General features: G+C 26.1%; 23 protein-coding genes. 22 read left to right on the top strand and 1 reads right to left on the bottom strand.

Annotated elements, in window-relative coordinates:
• Window positions 1-112: 112 nt before the first annotated feature.
• The 12 genes from NWE74_RS06850 (at window position 113) to NWE74_RS06795 (ending at window position 12,524) form a co-directional block, all read left to right on the top strand.
• Window positions 113-1,504, top strand: a complete 1,392-nt coding sequence (locus NWE74_RS06850) for a UbiD family decarboxylase (protein ID WP_258242478.1) — start codon at window positions 113-115, stop codon at window positions 1,502-1,504.
• A 198-nt stretch (window positions 1,505-1,702) separates the two neighbouring features.
• Window positions 1,703-3,208: a VanW family protein gene (locus NWE74_RS06845; protein WP_258242477.1), complete on the top strand. Its 1,506-nt coding sequence runs from the start codon at window positions 1,703-1,705 to the stop codon at window positions 3,206-3,208.
• 30 nt (window positions 3,209-3,238) lie between these two features.
• Window positions 3,239-3,832: a GAF domain-containing protein gene (locus NWE74_RS06840; RefSeq protein WP_258242476.1), complete on the top strand. Its 594-nt coding sequence runs from the start codon at window positions 3,239-3,241 to the stop codon at window positions 3,830-3,832.
• A gap of 211 nt (window positions 3,833-4,043) precedes the next feature.
• The gene (locus tag NWE74_RS06835) at window positions 4,044-5,414 is read left to right on the top strand and encodes a tetratricopeptide repeat protein (protein ID WP_258242475.1); all 1,371 of its coding nucleotides are present in this window, start codon (window positions 4,044-4,046) and stop codon (window positions 5,412-5,414) included.
• A 179-nt stretch (window positions 5,415-5,593) separates the two neighbouring features.
• Window positions 5,594-6,559 (top strand): WG repeat-containing protein, encoded by a 966-nt coding sequence (locus tag NWE74_RS06830; protein WP_258242474.1) that lies wholly within the window; start codon window positions 5,594-5,596, stop codon window positions 6,557-6,559.
• Between the two features lie 110 nt (window positions 6,560-6,669).
• Window positions 6,670-7,032 carry a CidA/LrgA family protein gene (locus NWE74_RS06825; protein ID WP_258242473.1) on the top strand — a complete coding sequence of 121 codons (363 nt, stop codon included), beginning with the start codon at window positions 6,670-6,672 and terminating at the stop codon, window positions 7,030-7,032.
• 1 nt (window position 7,033) lies between these two features.
• Complete coding sequence (locus NWE74_RS06820) at window positions 7,034-7,723, top strand: LrgB family protein (protein WP_258242472.1); 690 nt, start codon at window positions 7,034-7,036, stop codon at window positions 7,721-7,723.
• Between the two features lie 401 nt (window positions 7,724-8,124).
• Complete coding sequence (locus NWE74_RS06815; protein WP_258242471.1) at window positions 8,125-8,991, top strand: YitT family protein; 867 nt, start codon at window positions 8,125-8,127, stop codon at window positions 8,989-8,991.
• Between the two features lie 352 nt (window positions 8,992-9,343).
• Window positions 9,344-10,141: an MORN repeat-containing protein gene (locus NWE74_RS06810; protein ID WP_258242470.1), complete on the top strand. Its 798-nt coding sequence runs from the start codon at window positions 9,344-9,346 to the stop codon at window positions 10,139-10,141.
• Between the two features lie 151 nt (window positions 10,142-10,292).
• Window positions 10,293-11,267, top strand: a complete 975-nt coding sequence (locus tag NWE74_RS06805; RefSeq protein ID WP_258242469.1) for a CAP domain-containing protein — start codon at window positions 10,293-10,295, stop codon at window positions 11,265-11,267.
• A gap of 29 nt (window positions 11,268-11,296) precedes the next feature.
• Window positions 11,297-11,992: a polysaccharide deacetylase family protein gene (locus NWE74_RS06800; RefSeq protein WP_258242468.1), complete on the top strand. Its 696-nt coding sequence runs from the start codon at window positions 11,297-11,299 to the stop codon at window positions 11,990-11,992.
• A 208-nt stretch (window positions 11,993-12,200) separates the two neighbouring features.
• On the top strand, window positions 12,201-12,524 hold the full coding sequence (locus NWE74_RS06795; RefSeq protein WP_258242467.1) for a hypothetical protein: 324 nt from the start codon (window positions 12,201-12,203) through the stop codon (window positions 12,522-12,524).
• A 38-nt stretch (window positions 12,525-12,562) separates the two neighbouring features.
• Here the strand turns inward: NWE74_RS06795 and NWE74_RS06790 are convergent, their stop codons facing one another.
• Window positions 12,563-12,733 carry a hypothetical protein gene (locus tag NWE74_RS06790; protein WP_258242466.1) on the bottom strand — a complete coding sequence of 57 codons (171 nt, stop codon included), beginning with the start codon at window positions 12,731-12,733 and terminating at the stop codon, window positions 12,563-12,565.
• Between the two features lie 208 nt (window positions 12,734-12,941).
• Here NWE74_RS06790 and NWE74_RS06785 point away from each other — a divergent pair, with 208 nt between their 5' ends.
• The 10 genes from NWE74_RS06785 (at window position 12,942) to dnaG (ending at window position 21,729) form a co-directional block, all read left to right on the top strand.
• Entirely contained in the window at window positions 12,942-13,526 is a 585-nt protein-coding gene (locus NWE74_RS06785; protein WP_258242465.1) for an anthranilate synthase component II, read from the top strand.
• Window positions 13,526-14,875, top strand: coding sequence for an aminodeoxychorismate synthase component I (gene pabB / locus NWE74_RS06780; protein ID WP_258242464.1), 1,350 nt, complete (start codon window positions 13,526-13,528; stop codon window positions 14,873-14,875). Before NWE74_RS06785 ends, pabB begins: the two co-directional genes overlap by 1 nt.
• Window positions 14,865-15,608 carry an aminotransferase class IV gene (locus tag NWE74_RS06775; protein WP_258242463.1) on the top strand — a complete coding sequence of 248 codons (744 nt, stop codon included), beginning with the start codon at window positions 14,865-14,867 and terminating at the stop codon, window positions 15,606-15,608. The genes pabB and NWE74_RS06775 overlap by 11 nt, the downstream gene beginning before the upstream one ends.
• A gap of 54 nt (window positions 15,609-15,662) precedes the next feature.
• Entirely contained in the window at window positions 15,663-16,364 is a 702-nt protein-coding gene (locus tag NWE74_RS06770) for a hypothetical protein (protein ID WP_258242462.1), read from the top strand.
• A 16-nt stretch (window positions 16,365-16,380) separates the two neighbouring features.
• Window positions 16,381-16,953 carry a GTP cyclohydrolase I FolE gene (gene folE, locus NWE74_RS06765; RefSeq protein WP_092724455.1) on the top strand — a complete coding sequence of 191 codons (573 nt, stop codon included), beginning with the start codon at window positions 16,381-16,383 and terminating at the stop codon, window positions 16,951-16,953.
• A gap of 16 nt (window positions 16,954-16,969) precedes the next feature.
• The gene (gene folP / locus NWE74_RS06760) at window positions 16,970-17,761 is read left to right on the top strand and encodes a dihydropteroate synthase (RefSeq protein WP_258242461.1); all 792 of its coding nucleotides are present in this window, start codon (window positions 16,970-16,972) and stop codon (window positions 17,759-17,761) included.
• A 9-nt stretch (window positions 17,762-17,770) separates the two neighbouring features.
• A complete protein-coding gene (gene folB, locus NWE74_RS06755) occupies window positions 17,771-18,136 on the top strand; it encodes a dihydroneopterin aldolase (protein WP_258242460.1) in 366 nt (121 codons plus the stop codon).
• Complete coding sequence (gene folK / locus NWE74_RS06750) at window positions 18,129-18,635, top strand: 2-amino-4-hydroxy-6-hydroxymethyldihydropteridine diphosphokinase (protein ID WP_258242459.1); 507 nt, start codon at window positions 18,129-18,131, stop codon at window positions 18,633-18,635. Before folB ends, folK begins: the two co-directional genes overlap by 8 nt.
• Window positions 18,616-19,404, top strand: coding sequence for a 3-deoxy-7-phosphoheptulonate synthase (aroF, locus tag NWE74_RS06745; protein WP_258244429.1), 789 nt, complete (start codon window positions 18,616-18,618; stop codon window positions 19,402-19,404). Before folK ends, aroF begins: the two co-directional genes overlap by 20 nt.
• Window positions 19,405-19,920: 516 nt before the next feature.
• On the top strand, window positions 19,921-21,729 hold the full coding sequence (gene dnaG, locus NWE74_RS06740) for a DNA primase (RefSeq protein ID WP_258242458.1): 1,809 nt from the start codon (window positions 19,921-19,923) through the stop codon (window positions 21,727-21,729).
• Window positions 21,730-21,733 lie beyond the last annotated feature (4 nt).

Here is a 21,733-nt window from a genome sequence, read left to right as displayed (position 1 = left end):
AATATGTACAATGTACTATTATAGTAACATGTGGTTAATAATATATATATATGGTATAATATACAATATTATATCAGGAATAAATTACTAAAATTTAAGGAAGGTAAAAAACATGGGTTTTAAAAAAACTTTTGATAAATGTATAGATTGTATAGATTTACATAGGAAAAAAATTGTTATAGGCTCATTATGTGTATTAGGATTAATTTTATTAGGTATTATATTTGTAGTAAGTAGTGACGAATTAAGTGTTGAAAAAGAATCTAATATATTATTGAAAAATATAGAAAGTCGTCAATACACAGTAGCTGTTGATTATTATTCTGATTGTAAAAAAAAGTTTTCGGAATCTAAAATGCAAAGGTTTAACAAGTCAATTACAAAAAAAATAAATAAACTATTATTAGAAAGTGGAGACAATTATATAAAAGGGGAAATGCCAAAAGAGCAGTATATTGGTCTCATAAATACTATAAATACACTAGAAAATATTCAGATTGATTTAGAGCGAATTATAGATCAATCAAAGCGTGTAAGTGAAATGTATAAAGATGAAAATATAACTTATGATATTGCATTATCATATATGAATACAATTTCTATGTTAAATGGAATAGTAAATGAGTTAGATGTATATAAAAACAGCATTAAAGAACTATATCAATCAAGACAAGTGTATGAAGAAGCGAAAAAAAATCAAGATAATCATATGTACTATGAGGCTATACAAGGTTACGATAAAGTTTTAGAAAAAGATGATAAATATTATGAATTAGCGCAAAAACAAAAAAAGCAATGTATAGAGACTATGTATGATTATTATAGACAAAAAATAGATGAATGTGATTCTAATGGAAATTACGAACAAGCATTAAAATATGTGCAATATATAAAAAGCTACTATGAAGATGATGAAAATATATTAAGTTTAGAAAAAGAATATAGTAAGAAACTATCTTTATATACATTATCTTCTGATGATATTATTAATTTAATATCTAAAAAAAGTGGAAAGAAAAAAGATAACTTATCAATAAATTCATTTTATCAAATGATAGATGGAAGTAAATATTATTATGTAGAAGTTTTTGAATACGAAGTTTTAGTTAATGAAGTTTTAATAAATGCAAAAACAAAAGAAATATATTCTTATAGAGATAACGATAAATCTTATGAAAATAATTATTCAGATGGATATTTTAGAGCTAATTCAGATGGTAAAATTCAATTTACTATTAGTTCAGAAAAAGCTCAATTTATTTTAGAAAATAAACTTCAAGAAAAAGGAGAAAAATATAAAGAAATAACTCAGATAGATAAAGACAAAGCTAATAGATATATAGAAGATACGCAAAAATTCGATCAAATAGTAAATTCAAATGACAATTTATACTATTATGAATTAGTAAATAAAGGTTTCTTTAAACCTAAGGATATTTATATGATAAATATGTATACTGAACAAATATATATCATTTCTACTGAAAAGATAGAAGAATTTTAAAGCGTGTTTATAACACGCTTTAAAATTATTAATAATAAAGTTTAAATAATGTTATAATTTATGATAATGATGTTTTTATGTTGAAGGATGAAGAATAATACACTTTACTAAAACTTTCTATCAAATAAAAGGAAAAAAAGAATTTATATCTAAGTTATAATAGTATATGAAGAAACTAAAGTTAAGGAGATACAAAATATGAATGATACACAGAAAAAGATAGTTATAGGTTTTGGTATTGTATCAGCTCTATTAATAATATTTGTAATAACTATGAATATGCAAATAAAAAGCGATAAGATATTAAAGAACACTTATATTAATGATATTAACATTGGTTCATTAACTCAAAAGAAAGCTATTGAAAAATTAAAACAAAAATATACCACAAAGAATGTAGATGTAACATACACTGATAAAAAATGGTCAATAAAAGGTGAAAGTTTTGATTTTGATTATGATATAGAAAATACTGTAAAAAAAGCATATGATTTAAATAAAAAATCAACATTTTTTAAAAATATAGAAAATACTGCAAAAGCGAATTTAGGATCAAAAAATCAGATTAAAATTGATATGAAATATGATGAAAAAAAATTAGAAAAAGAAATTAAAAATATTGCAAAAGATATAAATGTAGACGTAAAAAATGCATCAATTGGTATAGATAATTCTCAGGTTAGAGTAAATGATGGAGAAAGTGGTTTAAGTGTAAATTTAAAAGAAAGTAGAAAAAATATAATAAGAACATTAGAAAAAGGTAAAAATTCAGAGGAATTAGTTGTAACTAAAGTAGAACCTTCTATCAAAAAAGAACAATTACAAGATGTTGATACATTATTAGGATCATACTCAACTAAATTTGATTCTTCTGTTTCTGGTAGAAGTACAAATATAAAAATAGCTACTAGTAGGACTAGTGATGTTTTGCTTATGCCTGGAGATACATTCTCTTATAATGAACATACAGGAATGAGAACTTTAGCGAATGGATATAAAAATGCACCTGTAATAGTTCAAGGTGTAGTACAAGAAGGTGTAGGAGGAGGAGTGTGTCAAGTATCTTCTACATTATACAACTCTGTATTATATTCTGGATTAGAATTAGTAGATATAAAAAATCATTCAATACCGTCAACATATGTTCCAAAAGGTAGAGATGCTACTGTAACTGATGGAGGAATAGATTTTGTTTTCAAAAATAACTTAAAATATCCTGTATATATAAAAAATTATGTATCTGGAAATATTATAATGTGTCAAATATATGGTAGTTCTAAGGATAAGCAAAATATAGACATTTCAACTAATATAGATGGTGTTTCAGTAGCACCTATTAAAAAAGTTGATGATGCCACTTTAGAAAAAGGGAAAGAAAAGGAATTAGAGTCGGGTAGAAATGGATATACAGTTTCTACATATAGAATATATACAGATAAAAGTGGGAAGGTAATAAAAAAGGAAAAGGTGGCGACATCTTATTATCCGAAAAAGCAAGGTGTAATAGCTGTTGGAACTATGGAAGCTGAAAAGCCAAAGCCAGAGGTTACACCGCCAACACAACCAGAAGTACCGCCAACACAGCCAGAGACTCCAGAAGTTGTTCCACCAACACAGCCGGAAAATCCATCAACACCGCCAACAGAGCCTTCTGTTCCACCACAGGAAAATCAGCCAGTAGAAAATAGTGCAATAGCTCAATAAATTTTATGAGTAAAGTTAGGAGGGGCTAATTTGAATTTAAATGATATAACAAATTATATTCAAGGAATATGTGAAAATATATCAAGTATATTAGAGGTAGATGTAACATTAGTTAGTAAAGATTTAGTAAGGATTGCTGGAACGGGAATTTTTAGAGAAAAGGTTGGGGAGAGTATATCTGATAAAACTGTTTATTGTACAGTTTTGTCAGAAGGAAATCCCTATGTTATAAATAAAGAAAATGAAGAAAGTTGCTTAAATTGTTGTAATAGACTAAAATGCAAAGAATTAGCTGATATATGTACTCCCGTTAAATTTGAGAATAATGTTGTTGGAGTTTTAGGAATAGCAGCATTTGATGAAGATCAAAAAAATAAAATTTTATCAAAAGATAAAGAGTTGATTGACTTTATTAATAGTATGTCCGACTTAATATCTTTTAAATTAAATGAGCTATACAAAGAGGAAATAAAAACTATAGAGGAATTAGAAAAATTAGCTATAGAGCAAGCTATAAAAAAATATGGAAGTAATACTGAAGGAATGAAAAAAGTAGCGGATGCATTAGATATTGGTATTGCAACCTTATACAGAAAAATAAAAAAATTTGATATTAAATATTAAATATTAACTATTAAAAAAAGTACTGTTTCAAATATATTATATAAATTTTGAAACAGTATTTTTAATTTAAAAAAAGTATTATATAATAAGTAAAAATAGTAAATAATGTATACTTTTGACTAAAAATAGTAAATATGTTATCTTAGATATATAATAAAAATAGGAGGCGATTATCATTTTAGGTAAAAACATAAAACAAGATATACATAAAATGCCTAGAAAGGTTTTAGATATCTCTTTAATAGAAGAAAATAAAAGTGATTTAACATTTTTTAATATAGATGAAGAAGAAAGTAATGAAACATTAAAAGCGTTAAAACAAAGTTATGTTACAACAAACTATAAAGAGGAAACAATATTAAATTTACAAAATACGTTAAATAGTAGTTCTGATGACACTTCAAAAGAACTTAAAATAGAATCATATAAAAGATATAATAATTCATTAGATTTAGCATATAAAAACTATATAACTAGTGCTTGTGAACATATAGAAACAGCCCTAGAGATAAATCCTAAAGATGTAGATATATTAAATCTAAAAGGATTGCTAACGCTATTGAAATGTGATTTTTCGAAAGCATTTGAAAGTTTTTATACAGCTATGTGTTATGGAAATAATGAGATGTCAAGAAAGTATGTAGATATGCTTTCTTCTGATGAATTTAAGGTGTTTTTAGCTAGATATAATCATTCAATTAGATTTATAAATGAAGAGTTAAATGACGAGTGTATACATATATTAGAAAATATTATAGACGAAGATCCGGAGTTAATAGAACCATATGTACTACTTTCACTTTTATATGACAAAATAGGAGATATTAAAAGAAAAGAAAGTTATTTAAAACATCTGAGAGAAGTGGATAAAGATAATCTATTATTTGAAGAAGAAATTAAAACGATTGAAAGCGAAATACAAGAAAAAGATGAAAAGACAGAAGATATAAACAAAGCAAAACATAAACATAAAATGCCTTATATTTTAATTGTTGTATTACTTTTAGGTGTAGGTTCTTATTATATTTATAATAAAAATCAAATAGAAAATTTAAATTCAAAATTAAGTCAAAAGGAAGAGACTCTTGATGCAGTAGGAAAGCAATTAGATAAAAAAGATGAAAAGTTAAAGGAAAAAGAGCAAGAATTAGATAAAGTTAAAAATGAGGAAAAAGAAAAAGAGACAAAAGTAGAATTTTTAGTATCTGATGAAGAAACACTATACAATGAAGCTATAAAAATGAAAAAAGAAGAAGATTATAAAGGTGCAATAGAAAGATTTAAGTATGTAATAAATTCTGGTAAGACCCAAAAATATATATCTGAATCTATATATGAGGTAGCACTTTTAAATCAAAAGACAGGCAATAATGAAGATGCTATAAAATACTATAATAAGTATATAAATACGTATACATCAAAAGATCAGTACTATGATGATGCATTTTATCAGCTAGGTATGTTGTATTATAATACTGGGGAATTAAAACAGGCTCAAAAAACATTCTATGGTTTAAGAAGTGAAGTTCCAGATAGTATGTATAATAATTCTAAGGTTGAAGAAATCCTTAAAGAAAGATAAAAAGTATAAAAAAGCTATTGTTAGAATATAACAATAGCTTTTTGTGATGCTAAAATTTTAATAAATTAATTTTAAAATTATAAAATAACACTACTAAAACAATAAGCATAGTATGAATAATAAGATAATAAAATATAATAATGATATTATGAGTTTATTATTTAGTAGGGGGGCTAAGTATGATAAAGAAAGACTTATTTCTTCCAGTACTTAGGGATGGAAAGTATGGATTTATAGATAAAAATAAAAATATAGTTGTAAAACCTAAATTTAAATATGTTTCAGAAAGGTTTAGGGATGGGTACTGTGTAGTTACCTATATAAAAAAAATAAGAAATTCTATTAGATGGGTTTTTGGTTATATAGATATTTGCGCAAATGTACAGATGTTTATTCATCTAGATAGTGCATCAGAATTTAATGATGGATTAGCCAGAATAAAAGTAAATGATCATTATGGGTATATAGATACTAATTTAATTGAGGCTATACCGACTAAATTTGATTCCGCAGCAAATTTTAAAGAGGGATTAGCAGGAGTTAAAATAAATAAAAGATGGGGATTTATTGATAAATTAGGGGAATTAGTTATAGAACCTACATACACATATGTAAATCAGTTTTTTGAAGATAGAGCACTAGTTGAGCTGAAGAATAAATATGGTTATATAAACAAAATAGGAGATTTAATTGTCACTCCACAATATGATATTGCAACAGACTATTGTGAGGGAATGGCTGCCGTTAGAATAGATGATAAGTGGGGATATATCGATAAGGATGGAAATTTAAAGATAGATTTTATATTTGATAGAGCTAAGCAGTTTTCAGAGGGCCTAGCTGCAGTTTGTATAAATGATAAATGGGGATATATAAATCAACAGGGGGAAATAGTTATTGATCCAATTTTCGATTATGCATGTAATTTTAAAGAAAATTTAGCTAGATTTAATATTGGATCAAACTCACTTACTAGAGGCATTAGCAATCCGAAAGGCGGTATGTGGGGGTTTCTAAATAAAAATGGAAAAATAGAAATAATACCAGTTTTTGATTCTATCTCAGACTTTGAAGATGGATATGCTCAAGTTATACAAGGAAATAATAATAACTATATTGATAAAGATGGAAAATTAATACTATAAATTAAATTTGAAAAATAACCAAGGAAGTAGTAATATAATGAAGGGAGAAGTTCTCCCTTTTATTTTTTTAGTTTTAAAAAAATAAATATTTTACAATTTAGGAGGGCAACATGAAAATATTTAATCAACTAGCTTTAATATTAGGTGTATGGGCTATAGGGGAGTATATTAGTTCCTTCATACAAAATATAGTGGTCATACCAGGTAGCATAATAGGTATGGTATTACTGTTTATACTTTTGCAATTTAAGGTTATTAAATTGGAAAGTATAAATGAAATTAGTGATTTCTTTTTAGATAATATGGCTATATTTTTTATACCAGCGGGTGTATCGTTAATAAACTCTTTAAACCTAATAATTGATAATATATTTGTACTTATAGTTAGTATTGTAATAAGTACAGCTATCGTAATGTATATAACTGGAACAGTAGTAGAAAAAATGATTCAAAAAAAAATAAAGGAGAATTAAAATGTATAATATTTTAGAAACACAAGTCTTTGGGATTATAATAACCATATTATTTTTTAATTTGGGTATATTTTTACAGAAAAAAACAAAGAGTCCTTTGATGAATCCTTTGTTAATAGCGATAATTGGAATAATATTATTTTTAAATATAACTAAAATACCGTATGAAAACTTTAAAACAGGAGCAGATAGTATTAATTTCTTTTTAGGACCAGTAACAGTAGTATTAGCAGTTCCACTTTATAAACAGTTCGATTTATTTAAAAAACACCTACTAGAAATAGTTATAGGAATTGGCTGTGGGGTATTTTCTTCATTTTTATCTATAAAACTTATAGGAATGCTAACTAATGCAAATATAAGTATAATAAATTCTTTGATACCAAAATCGATAACAACACCAATGGGAATTTCTCTAACAAATACTATAAATGGAGTAGAAGCGGTAACCGTTGTTGCTATAATTTTTACAGGAATACTAGGAGCTATAATTGCACCATTAGTATTTAAAATAGGTAAAATTAATCATCCAGTTGCTAAAGGTATAGCATTAGGAACCTCAGCTCATGCATTAGGAACGACTAAAGCACTAGAAATGGGTGAAGTTGAAGGCGCTATGAGTGGATTGTCGATAGGAATATCTGGAATATTAACAGTCGTATTAATACCTATTATACTGAATTTAGTATAATGAATACAAAAAAATAAATAAAAAATTAAATAAAAAAATTGAATGTAATAAATGAAAATATTCATATTATGAAAAAAATGAATTAATTATTGCATTTTTATAATATACTTCAATCTAAATATTCCGAAAATAAAAGTAGTCTTATTAGAATTTTAATAATACTACTTTTATTTTTGGAATTTAAAATAAAAAATATTGCAAGAATATATTATAAATTTTCTTTAGTTGATAGTAATAAAAAATAATTATCCAAAAAAATGAATATATGGATAAATATATATAGTATATGAAAAAAAAGTAACTAGACATATTAAAAAAAGATAATATAATATATTGTAGATTAAAAATAAATAATAATAGCTACACAAATTAAGTGTAGAAAAATTTGAAGGGAGAAAAAAATGAGTAAAGTTAACACCGCCCTAGAAGACAATATTTTATTAAGGTATGCTGTTATAATTGCAGGTATGACAATAGCATGTATAGGGATTAACGGTTTTTTAAGACCAGCACATTTATTAAGTGGAGGTGTGCCTGGTGCATCAGCAGCAATAAATTATTTAACAGATATAAATATAGGTTTTTTAACATTTTTAATTAACGTACCTATATTTGTACTTGGATTTATCTATTTAGAAAAAGATTTTTGTGTGACTAGTTTAATTAATATGTTATTATTTTCTACATTATTAGGTCTAACGCAAGATATTGGCCATTTTATACCTACTAAAGACATACTGCTTCAAAGTATATATGGAGGGATTTTATCAGGAATAGGAACGGGGCTTGTTTTTAGAACTAAGTCATCTCAAGGTGGAACAGACATAATTGCAGCTATATTAAAGTTCAAAAAAAATATTCCCATGAAAGATACAACTTTTGGAATTAATATAATGATAGTATCGATAGGTGGAATATTATTTGGTTTAGATTTAGCACTATATACATTAATAGGAATGTTTATAAGTGCATCTGCAATGAACTTTGTAAAAGATGCAATGAACTATCAAAAATCTGTTATGGTTATATCTAAGGAAAGTGACTGCATAGCAAGAGATATAATGAATATACTTCATAGAGGAGTTACATTTTTAGATGCTGAAGGTGCTTATACTCATGATAGAAAAAAACTTATTTATTGTATAGTATCATCAAATGAGATACCTAAAATAAAAGAAATAGCATTGAAATACGATAAAAAGTCTTTTATTTCTGTAAATGATGTATCAGAAGTAAAGGGTAGAGGATTCAAAGAGAAATTTTTATAATATTTTAAAAAATCAGTATAAAAAAATTTTATTTAAATATAATAGTTAAAGAGGAGCTAAATGCTCCTCTCTAACTCTAGAGTAAAAATAAAAACCATCGGACCCCATTATACGAAGGCGTATTGGGATACTTGTAAAAAAATATAAATAGACCTAATCGGGTAGCGGAAGATATTTAAGCGAAATCGGGACAATGTAACAAAAAAAGATATACTATCGAAGTATATCTTTTTTTTGTTACAATTTTCTATTTACAATGCTAAAATTTTATATAAATATAGAAAAAAACAATAGAATTAAGATATAATAAATTTAGAATATACTCGACAAACATTGATAGGAGAAATGCAATATGAATTTATCTAAAGAATATATGAGCTTATATAATGAATATTTAAGAGCCATAAATGATATAAAAAAAGAAGTTAAATTAATAAGAACTATACAAAAGATAACTATAAAGAGAAAAGAGAGAGCAACTCAAGAAGAAATATTAGAATTAGAGGAAGAAAATTATACAATCGATGAGACATCTAAGGTAAAAAAGGGCGGAAATAAAATTTATAATTTTTCAAATGGAGATGTATATATAGGAAAAATTATAGATAATAAGATGAATGGAAAAGGTATATACACATTTTTAGAGGGAATAGAGTATATAGGGGAATTTAAAGATAATATGAAAGATGGAAGTGGTATATGCAAGTTTAGTAATGACAATGAATACATAGGAGAATTTAAAGAAGATACTATGTCTGGAGTTGGACAGATGATATATGCTAGTGGGAATGAGTATATAGGCAATTGGTTAGGTGGAAAAAGAAACAGAAAAGGGATATATAAATGGCATGATGGTAGTATCTATGTTGGTGAATTTAAAAATAATAAGATGGATGGATATGGAGAATGCTTTGACTGTAATGGAAATCTAATATACAAAGGGCAATGGAAAAATAATTTAGCTAATGGGGAAGGTAAATACATATGGGAAGATGGTAAGTGGTATGAAGGTGAATTTTTACATGGAAAAAGACATGGTAAAGGTACTTTTTATCTAAATAATGAATTAGTATATGAAGGTACTTGGAAATTTGACAAACCATCGATATTTAATAGAACATTAGATGAAATTTTTTCATTTATAATATAACTCTATCTTTAAAGATAGGGTTATTTTGTCTTGATAAAGTAATATATTACTAAAAAAATATATTAATTTTAAATTATTAAATAATACAAGTATGAATATCTTATAAGTGTAAACTATTTTAAATAGTAAAAGTTTAATGGAGAGTGATAACTTGAGAAAAATAGTACTTATAGGATTTATTTTTATAGCTGTTTTATTTTATAATATTGGGTTAAATAGCAAAACTTATAACAAAGAAGAATCTAAAAATATTGAGATATTTAATTCAAAAGAACAAGTAGAAAAAAATATAAAAAACTTTGAAAGTATAAAAATAGGTGACTCGAAAAAAAATGTTTTAGAATTGATAGGAGAACCTGGCAGGATTGATAAAAGCGAATATGATTTTTTTTGGTATGTTTACAATCAATATAAAGAAAATTTTGCTATGGTAGGAATAAAAAATGATTCAGTAGTAGCATTATATAGTAATTCATTAAATACATCTGAGATTAAGAATATAAAAATAAATGATAATAAAGATGCAGTTAACAGTGAATTTGAATCATTAGAATTTAAAAGAAAAGGAAATACTAGATATATGATAAACTCAGAAAATCAATATGATATAGTTAAATTTGATAACAAATATATTACTTTTTTTTATGATGTATATGAAAATAATAGAGTTTGTTCATATCAAGTAATAGATGAAAATACAGAAATGAGTTTAGAAGGGATTTATCCTAAGGAAAGTGAAGAGATTAAAAAGAGTTTTGAACTTCAAATCATAGATTTAACTAACAGTGTTAGATATAAAAAAAATTTAAATGGCTTAAAATATAGTGAAAGTGCAACCAATAGCTCAGTAAAACATAGTACTGATATGGCATGTAGCAACTTTTTTGATCATAAAAATAAAAGAGAAGAATCTCCTTTTGACCGAATGAAAAAAGAAGGTATATCATATGTAGCAGCAGGTGAAAATATAGCAGCAGGACAAACAAGTGCAATATATGCACATGAGGCTTGGATGAATTCGGAAGGACATAGAAAAAATATTTTAGGAGATTATAATAATATAGGAGTTGGAGTGGCGTTTGGTGGACATTATAAAATATACTATACTCAAAACTTCTATAAATAATAAAAAATGCTGAAAGGAAGACAGAAATTATGAGACACAATAAGTTTAAATTAGCATTTATAGCATTAGGAATTATAATAGCATTAGGTGGATACCAATTTTCATATGCAGATGAAGAAGAGGTATTTGTAAAAAATGGATCTAGAGACAAAAAAATAATAGCTTTAACTTTTGATGACGGACCACATCCAAAAGAAACAGATCAAGTATTAGACGTATTAAAAAAATATGATGTTAAAGCAACTTTTTTTATAGCAGGAAAACATGCGAATTGGTATTCAAAACCATTAATTAGAGCAAGTAAAGAAGGCCATGAAATAGGTAATCATACATTTAACCATCCAGATATAAGTAATTTAAGTAGAGCTCAATTAGAAGAAGAAATAGTAAAATGTGAAGATATTTTAATAAAGTTAACAGGTAAAAAACCAACTTTATTTAGACCTCCTTATGGTAGTTATAAAAGAGAAACATTAGAGGATATAGCTAAAAAGTATAATTACAAAATAATATTATGGACTACTGTAGATGCGAGAGATTGGCAAAATCCTGGAGCTAATAAAATTGCAGATACAATTATAAATAATGCTAAAAATGGAGATATAATATTACTTCATGATTATGCTACAAATAATACAGTAGAAGCTCTAGATAGATTGATTCCTAAAATGATGGAAAATGGATATAAGTTTGTTACAGTTTCTGAACTAATAGAAAACAAATAAACCTTTTTTAATAAAGAAGCTTTATTTTATTATATAGAGTAAAGTTTTACACAAAATAAATGAATATATTTGATATATAATGAATATATTCATTTTCTAACTACAATATATTTATAAAATTTATAAAAAATTAAAAAAAATATAAAACATTTGGAGAGTTGTTTAATATATATATAGTAAGACTATCTTGAGAAGGATTGATTAGTATATGTATAATAAAATCTATGAAAAAAAAGAATTTATAATATTTCAAGTGAAGGAAGGCTATGTGGTCTACAACACTAAAAAAAGTTTTCAAGAAGGTCATACTCATCTGAAGCACTTTGAGGCCGCAAAAACAGCAGTAGATTTAGTAATAAACAAAAAAATACCTAAAAGTACTGATGGATATTATCTATCAAGTCTTATAAGGCTTTCTGATGACGATAAATATATAAGTAAAATCAATGATTTAATAGAAACGAGAGAGCAAAAAGGGAAAAAGTCAAAATACTATAATCCAGGATATAAATTATCAAAGAGGAGTGTATAACACTCCTTTTTGTTGTACAAAAAATAGTTAATAAAATTTTATAGGTTTGTTTTATTAAGTAAATCAAATTCTAAATTTCTATAATTAGAAACTATATAGCTAGAAATTCCGTCCTTGCCATATTGTCTAAGTTTTTTTATAGCTTCTTGTTTTGACATAGGAGGTGATATAGATTTAGTATCTGATCGTATAATAATGTACCTATTCATGTTAATACCTCCAATTAATTATTTGTATATATTTTTTGCTAACAAAGGGTAAATATACTAAGAATTTAAACAATAAATAATACTTAAAGATGACCATATTGACACTTATTTCTATAAAAATATATAATTATTAATGAAAACAAAAAAAATACTAAAATCTACTTAATATATAAATAAAAAGTAGGCACTTAGCGGGGGGGAAATAGAAATGATCCTTATGATTGACAATTATGATTCATTTGTTTACAACTTAGTTCAGTATATTGGCGAACTAGGAGAAGAAGTAGTAGTAAAAAGAAATAATGAGATAACACTAGAAGAAATAGAAAGCTTTGACCCGGAAATAATAGTTTTATCACCAGGTCCATGTTCTCCAAATGAGGCGGGCATATGTATAGATATAGTAAATAAATTTAAAGGTAAAAAACCTATTTTAGGAATTTGCTTGGGTCATCAAACAATAGGACATGTATTTGGAGGAAAAGTTGTAAAAGCGACAAAGCCAGTACATGGAAAAGTACATAGCATAAAACATTTTAATAAAGGTGTATTTGAGGGCTTAAATAATCCATTAAATGTAACTAGATATCACTCTTTAGTTGTGGATTTAGAAAGTTTACCACAAGATTTAGAAGTAACAGCTTTTACTAATGAAAATGAAATAATGGGTATAAGACATAAAAAATATATGATAGAAGGTGTGCAATTTCATCCAGAGGCCATTTTATCAGAACAAGGTCATGAAATACTTAGAAATTTCATAAATCAAGCTAGAGAGGGGATAAACAAATAATGATAAGAGAGATAGATACTAAATTAAATTCATTTGAAATTTTTACAATATTTAAAGATGAAGAGAACAGCTTTATATTAGATAGTGCAATGGATCCTAAAAAATTAGGTAGATACTCTTTTATAAGTAGTAGACCTTTTAAAGTTTTAAAATATAAAAATACACAAAATAATCCACTTGATGATCTAAAAAAAGAATTAAGTAATTATAATGTAGAAAATAAAAGTTTTCTTCCTTTTATAGGTGGAGCAGTTGGTTACTTATCTTATGACTTAGGAAATTATATGGAAGAGCTTCCAAGAACAGCAGTAGATGATACAAATGTATATGATTTATATTTTGGTTTATATAATTGGGTCATAGTAGTTGACCATTTACAAAATAAAACATATATAGCTACTCCAGACTTAGACGAAGGTAATGAAGAAATACTAATTAATGAAATAGAAAAAAGAATCCAAGATGCTAAGCTAAATGGAATAGATAATATTTGCTATGAAGAGAAAGAAGTAGAACCTATAAAACTACAATCTAACTTTACAAAATCGCAATTTGAAGATGCTGTTAGGAAGGTACAAAGTTATATAAGACAGGGTGACATATATCAAGCTAACTTAACTCAAAGATTTAGTGGGGAAACACCTTTAACAAGTTATGAGCTTTATAGAGACTTGAGAAGGTTTAGTCCTGCACCATTTGGCGCATTTTTAAACTTTGAAGATAGTAAAATACTTTCAAATTCACCAGAAAGGTTTATAAAGTGTGTTGATAGAAAGATCGAGACTAGGCCAATAAAAGGTACTAGACCAAGAGGTAAAACTATAGAAGAAGATTTAAAACTTCAAGAAGAGTTACGAAATAGCGAAAAAGATAGAGCTGAGTTACTTATGATAGTAGATTTAGAGAGAAATGATATAGGTAGAATATCAAAAATTGGAAGTGTTAAAGTTCCAGAATTATTTGTTATAGAGCCTTATGCAAATGTAAATCATTTAGTAGCGACTGTTGTTGGAGAGTTAGATGATAAAAATGATAGTATAGATGCGATAAAAGCTACATTCCCTGGTGGATCTATAACTGGAGCTCCTAAGATTAGATCTATGGAAATTATAGATGAATTAGAACCGACTCAAAGAAATGTATACACAGGATCTATAGGTTATATAGGATTTAATGGAGATATGGATTTAAATATAGCTATAAGAACTATAATTAAGCAAAATGAAAATGTATACTTCCAAGTTGGAGGAGGAATGACTTGGGATTCAAATCCTGAGGATGAATATCAAGAAACTCTAGATAAGGCAAAATCTATAATGAAAGCATTAAGAGGATACTATGAAGAATAACATATCTTTTGAAAGTAGTTTAGCCAAATTTGGAATAGGATTATTTGAAACTATCAAAGTTATTGATAGACCTATAGATATAAACTTTCACTTAGAACGGATATTTAAATCTATTGAGAAGTTAGAGCTTAGCTCAAACTTCTCTAAAGATTTTTTAAAAAATGAAATTTTAAATTATATAGATGAAAATAAAATAAGCAATAAAGCGTTAAGATTAACAATATTTGATGAAGGTTTTAATATTTCAATAAGAGATATACCTTATACACAAAAGCATTATGAAGAAGGGTTTAGATTAAATATATCTCCTATAAAAAGAGGTAATAGTGAAATCAATAGACATAAAACAACCAATTATTATGAAAGTATTTATACAAAACGAAATGCAGTTAAGAGTGGATATGATGACGGGATATTTTTAGATTTAAATGAAACTGTATTAGAGTGTTCCATGAGTAATATATTTTTTGTTAAGGATAACGAAATATTTACACCATGTTCCAAATTACCTATATTAAATGGCACTAAAAAAAGAAGGATTATAGAGATTTGTGACGAATTAAATATACAAGTAAAGGAAACAGAAATAAAGTTAGAAGATATAAAAAACTTTGACTTTGTTTTTGTTAGTAATAGTCTTATGGGGGTAATTAAGGTTGTACAAATAGAGTCAATAAAATATAAAAAACAAAATAGTATTTATACAAAAATATCTAAACTTATAAATACTTAAAGTTAATATCCTATTTTTGTATGGATTTTAAATTGAAAATAATGGAGAGATTAAATGGAAAATAGGATTTATACAATTTATAAAAAAGAAATAGAAAATATAAAATTTAATGAAAATGTGAAAGCAATATTTTTAGTTGGATCATCAAAAAATGTTAACCTAAATGATAAAGATGCTAAAGTAAATGACATTGATATATTTGTTATAGAAACATCAAAATTATTACAAGTTAGAGAAGTTAAAAATATAGAGGGTATAGAGTTTGATATTAATTATTTTTCGGAAATAGGGGTTGCGAAATTTATAAAAGATAGAGAATACTTTTTTCTAAAGGAAATGTCAAATCCAAAAATCATTTATAGTAATTTAGAAAATGTTGATATTATTATAAAAAAATGTAAAAATGCCTTTGATGAAGGTCCTATAGAATTATCTGAAAGTGAAAAAAAAATTATAAAAAATGAAATTAAATCAAAAATAGATAGATTGAAAAATTATGAAAAATTAGAAAAATATGAATATGTGTTTTTGACGAATTTATATTTAAAAGATATAATAGTTGGGTATTTTAGTATAAATAGAAAATGGGTACCTAAAGATAAAAAAATAATGAAAACCTTAAAAATAGAAGACTCTAAATTATTTGATTTAGTTCAAAATGTACAAAAATATTATAAGTATGAAGATTTACTAACAGTTTATGAATATATATTTAAAAATATAGACGTAAGCAAAAACATAAAAATAACTTACTAATCAAGGGGGCAAACCAATGAGCAAGGTAGATAAAGACAAAATAAAAAATGCAGTAAGAGATATATTAGAAGCGATAGGAGAAGATCCAGATAGAGAAGGATTAATAGGAACTCCAGATAGAGTAGCTAGAATGTATGAAGAGATATTTGCAGGCCTTCATCAAGACCCAAGTGAACATTTAAAAGTTATATTCCAAGATGAAAGTCATGAAGAGCTAGTTTTAGTAAGGGATATTCCTTTTTATTCATGCTGTGAACATCATATAGTTCCATTTTTTGGAAAAGCTCATATAGCATATATACCTAAAGATGGGAAGTTAACTGGCCTTTCGAAATTAGCTAGAGTAGTAGAAACTTTTGCAAAAAGACCTCAGTTACAAGAAAGAATAACAAAAGGTGTTGCAGATATAATAATGAAAGAACTTGAACCTTATGGTGTTATAGTTGTTGTTGAGGCTGAACATATGTGTATGACAATGAGAGGCGTTAAAAAACCAGGATCAAAGACTACAACATCAGCAGTTAGAGGTATATTTGAAAAAGACATAGCTGCAAGAGCAGAGGCTATGAGCTTAATAACTATGAGATAAATAGGAGACTAAATAGATGTTTGAATATGGAAAAAAGACTTATATAATGGGAATATTAAATGTTACACCAGATAGTTTTTCTGATGGTGGAGATTTTAGTGAGGTAGAAAAAGCTTTAAAACATGCTAAAGAGATGATAAATGATGGTGCAGATATAATAGACTTAGGAGGCGAATCTACCAGACCAGGCCATAAATATGTGGATGCAAATGAAGAATTAAAAAGAGTAATACCTGTTATAAAGAAACTTAAAAAAGAAATTAATGTTCCTATATCTGTTGATACATACAAATCTGAAGTTGCTGAAGCATCCTTAGCATTAGGTGTAGAAATGATAAATGATGTATGGGGACTTAGAAGAGATAAAAATATGGCTAGTATAATAGCTAAACATGATGGTTATGTTTGTATAATGCATAATCAAGATACAACAGAATATGATAAAGATATAATGGAAAGTATAAAAGAATTTTTATTAGAAAGTATTAATATAGGCTTAGAAGCTGGTATCAAAAAAGAAAAAATAATGATAGATCCAGGTATAGGATTTGGTAAAACTTTTGAACAAAATTTAGAGGTATTAAGAAGACTAGGTGAATTAAATGATTTAGGATATCCTATATTGTTAGGAACTTCTAGAAAGTCTGTAATAGGAAATGTTCTAAATGTAGAACCTAAAGAAAGAGTAGAAGGAACTATCGCTACTACGGTTTTAGGAATTAGAGATGGCGTTGATGTTGTAAGGGTACATGATATAAAAGAAAATATCAGAGCTGCTAAAATGGCTGATGCAATATATAGAGGATAGAGGTAAATTATGGACAAAATATTAATGCAAAACCTTGGTTTTTACGGATACCATGGACTTTTAAAAGAAGAAGGTGTGTTAGGACAAAAGTTCTTTTTAGATATAGAATTAAATGTTGATACTAAAGAAGCTGGACGAACTGATGATATGACAAAGTCAGTTAGTTATGCAGATGTTTACGATGTTGTTAAAAATATAGTTGAAACTAAGAGGTTTAATTTATTAGAGGCATTAGCTGAAAGTATAGCAAAAGAAGTACTTAATAAATTTGAGTTAGTAAAAGGCATAATGGTAAGAGTTAAAAAACCAGAAGCTCCAGTAAATGGAATATATGACTATTTTGGAGTTGAAATAAGGAGAGCTAAAGATGAATAAAGTTTATTTAGGTCTTGGAACAAATATGGGAGATAGAATAGAATATCTTTACAGTGCTTGTGAAATTTTGAATAAAAATGAAAGCATAAGTATAACTAAAAAGTCCAAAATATATGAAACAAAGGCCTGGGGATATACTGACCAAGCGGATTTTTTAAATATGTGTATAGAAATTGAAACTGATCTAAATACATATGATTTATTAAGTGTATGCCAAGAAGTGGAAAAAACTTTAAATAGAGAAAGAATAATCAGGTGGGGACCAAGGACTATAGATGTTGATATATTATTTTTTAATGATATAATAATAAACGACGAAAATTTATCTATACCTCACCCAAGGATAAGTGAAAGAGCCTTTGTTCTTGTGCCTCTTATGGATTTAAACTCTAAACTAGAAATAAAAGGAACAACTATAGAGAATTATTTAAATTCTTTAACTTGTGAGGAAAGAGAACAAGTAAAGGAGTATATAAATGATGAAAAAGAACATATTTAACGATACTTTAAAGTTTGAAATAAATGTATCTGAAGATAAAAAACTAATAATAAAAGAAAATACTCTTGTAATGGCAGGTCCATGTGCTATAGAAAGTTATGAGCAATTATTAGAGACAGCGAAGTTTGTAAAAAGTCAAGGTGCAAATATATTAAGAGGTGGAGCGTACAAACCAAGAACATCTCCTAATTCATTTCAAGGCTTAAAAGAAGAAGGCCTAGAAATATTAAAAGCTGTAAAAAAAGAAACAGGATTACCTGTTATAACAGAACTTATGGATGCGAGAGAACTAGACAAGTTATATGAAGTTGCAGATATTATTCAAATAGGATCAAGGAATATGCAAAACTTTACATTATTAACTGAGGTCGGTAAACAAGATAAGCCTGTAATGTTAAAAAGAGGAATATCTGCTAGTATAAGTGAATGGATAGGAGCTGCAGAATATATAGCAGTAGGAGGAAATCAAAATATTATAATGTGTGAAAGAGGTATAAGAACATACAATGATTACACTAGAAATACACTTGATTTAGCTGCTGTACCTATAATACAAAAAGAAACAGGATTACCGGTTATAGTAGATCCATCTCATGCTACTGGTGTTAGATATTTAGTAAAGCCTATGTCTATTGCAGCACTAGCCGCTGGTGCAGATGGTATAATGGTAGAAGTTCATCCAGATCCTGTGAATGCATTATCTGATGGAATGCAATCACTTCATTTTAATGAATTTGAAGATTTAATGAAATCTATAAATATAAAATAAAAAAGAGGTTATTAACCTCTTTTTTTATTTTTAATTTTAATAAGAGTTAATCTAAATTAAATTTTATTATTTGATGAAACTTATAATTAATTTGATTTTTATATAAAAATTAAATTAATTATAAAATTGCTTATAAATTAAATAATTATGAAGTTTAAATTTATTATTATGAATAAATAAAAAAATTATTAAAATATAAAAAAAGAGGGTAATTATAATTAAAATCGGTAAAATTAATAAAAATAAATAAATATCAAGTATTAAAATTTTCCATTTTTATACTTGATATTTAAAAATCTTATATAAAAAAATAATAATTATATAGAAAAGTATTAATTGTTAAAAAATTTGTAAATAATTATATAGAGACAATAAATTAATAAAAAATAATAAAAATTTTAATTTTAAGAAGGATATTAACAAAAAAAGTCGAATTCTGTATAATGACTATTTGACAAATCTTGAATATAATGTAAAATAGAAATGTTAGAAAAAATTACACCAGAAGGTGATAATATGAATGATATAAAAGAAATAATAGATGAAATAAAAAGTAGATGTGACATAGTTAGCACAATATCCCAGTATATAGATGTCAAACAATCTGGGGCGAATTATAAAGGATTATGTCCTTTTCATGGTGAAAAAACACCCTCATTTTACATAAACACCTCTAAACAGATATATAAATGCTTTGGATGTGGAGAAGGTGGAGATGTAATAAATTTTGTCATGAAAATGGAAAATTTAGAGTTTATGGATGCTGTAAAGTTGTTAGCAAAAAGGTATGGAATAGAAATCAATACTAATATGGATAATGAATCTAGAATTAGAATGGAAAAAATAAAAAGATTTCAAGATATACATGTAGAAGCTGCTAGATTTTATTTGGCTAATTTGTTAACTAGTAAAAATTATGGATATGAGTATCTTAGAAAAAGAGGATTAGATGATAAAATCATAAAAAAGTTTGGATTAGGATATTCACTAGATTCATGGAACGCTCTTATGGAACACTTAACTTCAAAAGGTCATACTAAGGAAGAGTTAATAGAGTGCGGGTTAATAAATCATAAACTTGAAAGTAATAAATTTTATGACAAATTTAGAAATAGAGTAATGTTTCCTATATTTGATTATAGGGGTAATGTAATAGGCTTTGGTGGAAGAGTTTTAGATGATTCTATGCCAAAGTATTTAAATTCTCCAGATACTTTAATATTTAATAAGAGACAAAATTTATATGGACTAAATTTTGCTAGAAAAGAAATTAAAGATAGAACTATAGTTTTAGTAGAAGGATACATGGACTTAATATCTATTTATCAATATGGAATAAAAAATGTAGTAGCTACACTAGGAACAGCCCTGACAGAACAACAGGGGATGTTAATTAAACGATATGCGGATACTGCTATTATATCTTATGATTCAGATGAAGCAGGTATAAAAGCAACACTAAGAGCTATAGAAATTCTAAGTAAATTAGGTATTAGTGTTAAAATTTTAAATTTAAAAGATAGCAAGGATCCAGATGAATTTATTAGAAAATATGGATTAAATGAATTTAAAAAAGCTATGGACACTTCTACCCATCAAATAAAATATAAAATAGACAACCTTAAACGCAGTTTTGATATTCATAAAGATGAAGATAGAGTAAAGTTTGCTAAAGAAGCATCTAAAATAATAAAAGAATTAAAAAGTGCTGTTGAGATTGATTATTATACAAAATATTTATCAAATCAAATCGACATAAGTGTAGAATCTATAAAAAGAGAAGTATATGGAAAAAATTACAATAAACTAAATAACAGTTATAAAAAATTTGATAAAAACAAAAAAGAAGAAAAAGTAATTGAAAAACCAAAAACAATTACTAATGGAGAAAAAGTAGTTGAAGAAAATCTTATAAAAATTATATTAGAAGATAAGAAATTAAGAGATTTAATCTTATTAAAAGTTGATGAGAATGATTTTATATTAGAAGAAAGTAAAGAAATTTTAAATTACATAATTAAAAATAAAGAATTGGACAAAATAACTATTGACAAAATAGAAAGTTTAAACATATGCGAAGAATACCTGAAAGATTTAAAAAGTATATCTTTAGACAGTATGAACTTAGATGATGTCAAAAGTATTGATGAAATAATAAAAAATGTAAAGAAAAATACACTTCATGAAAAAATGAATAGATTATTGGAAGAACAAAAGACACTTGAAAATAACAAAAATATTAATGACGCGAAAGAGGTAGATGGTAAGATTATGGAAATTGCTTTAAAAATCGTGGAAATAAGAAGAATGTTACAAAGGTTATAAAGAA

It is taken from the genome of Romboutsia lituseburensis, from assembly GCF_024723825.1.
GTDB classification, from domain to species: domain Bacteria; phylum Bacillota; class Clostridia; order Peptostreptococcales; family Peptostreptococcaceae; genus Romboutsia_F; species Romboutsia_F lituseburensis_A.
Note: the sequence above shows the minus strand (reverse complement) of the source record. Positions and strands in the feature narration are given on the sequence as shown.

Coding starts and splice junctions, on each gene's coding strand:
- NWE74_RS06850 (WP_258242478.1), top strand. CDS start 113: ATGGGTTTTAAAAAAACTTTTGATAAATGTATAGATTGTATAGATTTA.
- NWE74_RS06845 (WP_258242477.1), top strand. CDS start 1,703: ATGAATGATACACAGAAAAAGATAGTTATAGGTTTTGGTATTGTATCA.
- NWE74_RS06835 (WP_258242475.1), top strand. CDS start 4,044: ATGCCTAGAAAGGTTTTAGATATCTCTTTAATAGAAGAAAATAAAAGT.
- NWE74_RS06830 (WP_258242474.1), top strand. CDS start 5,594: ATGATAAAGAAAGACTTATTTCTTCCAGTACTTAGGGATGGAAAGTAT.
- NWE74_RS06825 (WP_258242473.1), top strand. CDS start 6,670: ATGAAAATATTTAATCAACTAGCTTTAATATTAGGTGTATGGGCTATA.
- NWE74_RS06820 (WP_258242472.1), top strand. CDS start 7,034: ATGTATAATATTTTAGAAACACAAGTCTTTGGGATTATAATAACCATA.
- NWE74_RS06815 (WP_258242471.1), top strand. CDS start 8,125: ATGAGTAAAGTTAACACCGCCCTAGAAGACAATATTTTATTAAGGTAT.
- NWE74_RS06810 (WP_258242470.1), top strand. CDS start 9,344: ATGAATTTATCTAAAGAATATATGAGCTTATATAATGAATATTTAAGA.
- NWE74_RS06800 (WP_258242468.1), top strand. CDS start 11,297: ATGAGACACAATAAGTTTAAATTAGCATTTATAGCATTAGGAATTATA.
- NWE74_RS06795 (WP_258242467.1), top strand. CDS start 12,201: ATGTATAATAAAATCTATGAAAAAAAAGAATTTATAATATTTCAAGTG.
- NWE74_RS06790 (WP_258242466.1), bottom strand. CDS start 12,733: ATGAATAGGTACATTATTATACGATCAGATACTAAATCTATATCACCT.
- NWE74_RS06785 (WP_258242465.1), top strand. CDS start 12,942: ATGATCCTTATGATTGACAATTATGATTCATTTGTTTACAACTTAGTT.
- pabB (WP_258242464.1), top strand. CDS start 13,526: ATGATAAGAGAGATAGATACTAAATTAAATTCATTTGAAATTTTTACA.
- NWE74_RS06775 (WP_258242463.1), top strand. CDS start 14,865: ATGAAGAATAACATATCTTTTGAAAGTAGTTTAGCCAAATTTGGAATA.
- NWE74_RS06770 (WP_258242462.1), top strand. CDS start 15,663: ATGGAAAATAGGATTTATACAATTTATAAAAAAGAAATAGAAAATATA.
- folE (WP_092724455.1), top strand. CDS start 16,381: ATGAGCAAGGTAGATAAAGACAAAATAAAAAATGCAGTAAGAGATATA.
- folP (WP_258242461.1), top strand. CDS start 16,970: ATGTTTGAATATGGAAAAAAGACTTATATAATGGGAATATTAAATGTT.
- folB (WP_258242460.1), top strand. CDS start 17,771: ATGGACAAAATATTAATGCAAAACCTTGGTTTTTACGGATACCATGGA.
- folK (WP_258242459.1), top strand. CDS start 18,129: ATGAATAAAGTTTATTTAGGTCTTGGAACAAATATGGGAGATAGAATA.
- aroF (WP_258244429.1), top strand. CDS start 18,616: ATGAAAAAGAACATATTTAACGATACTTTAAAGTTTGAAATAAATGTA.
- dnaG (WP_258242458.1), top strand. CDS start 19,921: ATGAATGATATAAAAGAAATAATAGATGAAATAAAAAGTAGATGTGAC.